Consider the following 3,057-nt stretch of genomic DNA (forward strand, 5'->3'; position numbering starts at 1 on the left):
GGATCATCTAACCTTTTTGTATCCCCCCTAGACCAGTAGGCAGATTTTGAAAAAGGTTGACATGGGGGACCACCAATTAGCAAAGCTGGTTCATCATGAATAAATCCACCAAGTTCCTTAACTTCTTCACTGCTTACAACATGTATGCTTCGCTGAATCGGATTCCAGTTTGGCCGATTATATTTCAATGTTTCACAAGCCCACTTATCTATTTCAATGGCAATGGTTGTGTCAAATCCAGCAGCTTCAAGTCCTAAGTCTAGACCACCAGCACCAGTGTAAAGGCTAATTGTTTTGAGCATAGTCTAATGTTGAACTGCCCTATAATATGCACTTTGGGCAAATAGGGGCACCTTTAAAGATCCTTTGTACCAAGCATAGCGAAATTGTATTAGGAATACAAGTGATAGAGGTAAAATTGCGAACAGCAATGGCTTTATACAGTCAGAAGCACGGCAAGAAATTGACATATCAGCAACTTGCAGAGATGACAGGCCTATCTAAGGCAACTCTTGAAGCTATAGGTTCACGCCCAGATTACAATACAACCTTGGCAGTGCTAGATACACTTTGCAAACATCTTGATTGCTCAATATCTGATCTGGTGGCTTACTACAAGGAGTCATCATGACAGAGTTTAATCTTTACGAAGCCACAGGATTGACATCTCAAGAACTTGCTGAAGTCTTCCAGTACAATCCGAGGGCCTACATGGCAGTGCGAGGTGCAGTAGCAGAAAAGCACCTCGAAAAAGTTCTAGAAAATTTAATGCAGAGAGGAGATATTGATGATTACCGTAGTGCTTTAGGCGATATGGAAAAAGATTTTTATCTTCAAGTGCAGGGAAAGCCCATTACTTTGGAATGTAAGAATGTAGAAGTAATCAAAACATCTAATAATAAAAGTTCTCAATTGGGTTATGTAGAGTACCTTGCAGAGCAAGGCCATTTGTCAAGCTTATTGATTGAAAACATTCTTCGAGAGATAGGTCCATTAAAAAACTCTCTTCAAAATTTATCTTCATCTAACCTGAAAAACTTTTTTAAGCGACTCCCACAGAAATATAGAGAGTCTGGATTGGTAAAATATCAGTACAGTGCTTCGAAAGTTCCACATCCAAAACTTGGTCAGTTGCCAGATAATGATTTTATTAATCAGTTTAGCCAGTCTCCTATGACGATTGACTTTCAAAGAACTCGAAACTCTACTAATGAAGATGGAGATACACGCAGGAACAGATACTATCAAGTAGGGGAAATAGATATTGTTGCGGCCTGTCTTTTTGCAAGGACAATGGAGTGGAAGTTTTTATATGCTGAGGCAAAGAACTTCGAAAAACATGCTCAATATTCGGACAGATATTCAAACAGGTTGAGAATTGAGCCTGGATTTTGGACCTCAGATTTAGTGGAGTTAATCAGTACATAAACCGTTGGAGCTTTCTATTGCCCCATACTTGCACTTTGCTACTTTTCACTCTGAGCAGCGAATTCTAATGCTGCCTTAGCTAACTCTAACCTGCCCGTGCTCTTTCCTACAGCCCTCACTCTCCATCCATGCAACTCCCTCCCGACGAAGACCCCCGTTTGACCATCAACATCGTGCCGATGATCGACGTGGTATTCGCAGTGCTCGCCTTTTTTATCCTGTCCACACTGTACCTAACCCGTGCAGAAGGACTGCCAGTCACCCTACCAACAGCAACGACAGCAGAAAACCAAGATGAAGCGACGCTGACACTAACAATTACTGCCGATGGCGAGCTGTATCTGGGAACCCAGCCAGTTACCCTAGAAGCGCTGCCAGCTGACGTGCAGGCACTCATTGCACCAGGACAGCCAGCCCTGGTAACCGTGCGGGCGGATGCCGCTACCCCCCATGGACAGGTCGTAGCCGCGATGGATCGGATTCGAGATTTGGAAGGAGTCCGGTTGGGAATCGCGACACAGCAACCGTAGGCGCTGGTCTAAACCGAACACCAGTTAGCCTGGTTTCCAGGGTGTCTACTAGAGTGTCGGGTAATTTGTGTATTCGCCGGATTCGCCCGACTGAGCCATACAACCGGCTCATCCATATTTAGCACCATTTCACCTTCATCAGTGGTGATGCTCAACAATTGTCGATGGACCGTCATCCCATGGATTGGCAACCAGCCATCCTGTCCATGGAGCAACAAATCACGGCTGTGGTCACGGCGAATAAATAAACGCCTCAAGACTCGCCAGTCTTGCCAAAGACGCTTGGCACTATCACAGTTGAGATAGTAATCAGGTAAAACTTCGAGGGTGGAATCAAACCAAGTAACGGGTTGCAATTTGGAACTCCTATGGGCTACTGACCTTGACATAGTTCAGCATTCTGTCAAACCACCTGTGGACAGGAAAAAAACATAGAAATACATAACTAATTCCGTATTTATACGGATTCCAAGAGCCATACGTTTGTGAATATCTACGGGGGCCACCAATGCCTGATATCATCCTGGGCAAACGGCTTCTTATTCTTTAAAACCCCTATGGTGACTACCATCCGTCTTCCTCAGGACAGCGATCTTACCCCCCTAACGGACATTTATAACTACTACATTCTCAATACCACCATCACATTTGACATCGAACCTTACACCCTCGAACGACGGCGAGATCACTGGTGGTGTCACTATGCACCCCAGGGTCGTCATCGCTTGCTGGTGGCTGAGCAAGACGAGGCGGTGGTGGGCTATGCCACGAGTAGTCAATTTAGAACTAAGGCGGCCTATGATACGTCAGTCGAAACGAGTATTTATTTAGCGCCTCAAGCCCAGGGACAGGGCATTGGCACCCAGCTTTATCAGGCGCTGTTTGATGCCCTGGCGGATGAGGATGTGCATCGGGCCTACGCGGGGATCACGTTGCCCAATTCTGGGTCTATTACTCTACATCAAAAGTTTGGCTTCCACCGTGTGGGCTACTACCGAGAAGTCGGTCGCAAGTTTGAGCGCTATTGGGATGTGGAATGGTTTGAAAAGTCTCTTTAGGGGAATGGGGAACTGTACAACAGTGGAGTACTGGGTGGGAA

General features: G+C 45.6%; 6 protein-coding genes. 4 read left to right on the forward strand and 2 right to left on the reverse strand.

Features of this window, described 5'->3' with window-relative positions; genetic code table 11:
- On the reverse strand, positions 1-302 hold a 302-nt coding region (locus tag IQ260_RS29325), incomplete at its 3' end, for a DNA cytosine methyltransferase (RefSeq protein ID WP_193996592.1).
- 128 nt (positions 303-430) lie between these two features.
- Here IQ260_RS29325 and IQ260_RS31950 point away from each other — a divergent pair.
- From IQ260_RS31950 to IQ260_RS29340, 3 genes are all read left to right on the forward strand, one after another.
- On the forward strand, positions 431-631 hold the full coding sequence (locus IQ260_RS31950; RefSeq protein ID WP_228016547.1) for a helix-turn-helix domain-containing protein: 201 nt from the start codon (positions 431-433) through the stop codon (positions 629-631).
- Positions 628-1,428 (forward strand): hypothetical protein, encoded by an 801-nt coding sequence (locus IQ260_RS29335; protein ID WP_193996593.1) that lies wholly within the window; start codon positions 628-630, stop codon positions 1,426-1,428. Before IQ260_RS31950 ends, IQ260_RS29335 begins: the two co-directional genes overlap by 4 nt.
- A 128-nt stretch (positions 1,429-1,556) precedes the next feature.
- Positions 1,557-1,958 (forward strand): ExbD/TolR family protein, encoded by a 402-nt coding sequence (locus tag IQ260_RS29340; RefSeq protein WP_193996594.1) that lies wholly within the window; start codon positions 1,557-1,559, stop codon positions 1,956-1,958.
- Positions 1,959-1,966: 8 nt separating this feature from the next.
- Here the strand turns inward: IQ260_RS29340 and IQ260_RS29345 are convergent, their stop codons facing one another.
- Positions 1,967-2,314 carry a hypothetical protein gene (locus IQ260_RS29345; protein WP_193996595.1) on the reverse strand — a complete coding sequence of 116 codons (348 nt, stop codon included), beginning with the start codon at positions 2,312-2,314 and terminating at the stop codon, positions 1,967-1,969.
- 201 nt (positions 2,315-2,515) lie between these two features.
- Here IQ260_RS29345 and IQ260_RS29350 point away from each other — a divergent pair, with 201 nt between their 5' ends.
- A complete protein-coding gene (locus IQ260_RS29350) occupies positions 2,516-3,016 on the forward strand; it encodes a GNAT family N-acetyltransferase (RefSeq protein WP_193996596.1) in 501 nt (166 codons plus the stop codon).
- Positions 3,017-3,057 lie beyond the last annotated feature (41 nt).

The sequence above is a fragment of the Leptolyngbya cf. ectocarpi LEGE 11479 genome (assembly GCF_015207065.1).
GTDB lineage: Bacteria > Cyanobacteriota > Cyanobacteriia > Phormidesmidales > Phormidesmidaceae > Leptothoe > Leptothoe ectocarpi.

Excerpts from the sequence above, each read along its gene's own strand:
- IQ260_RS31950 (WP_228016547.1), top strand. The coding sequence starts at position 431 with ATGGCTTTATACAGTCAGAAGCACGGCAAGAAATTGACATATCAGCAA.
- IQ260_RS29335 (WP_193996593.1), top strand. The coding sequence starts at position 628 with ATGACAGAGTTTAATCTTTACGAAGCCACAGGATTGACATCTCAAGAA.
- IQ260_RS29340 (WP_193996594.1), top strand. The coding sequence starts at position 1,557 with ATGCAACTCCCTCCCGACGAAGACCCCCGTTTGACCATCAACATCGTG.
- IQ260_RS29350 (WP_193996596.1), top strand. The coding sequence starts at position 2,516 with ATGGTGACTACCATCCGTCTTCCTCAGGACAGCGATCTTACCCCCCTA.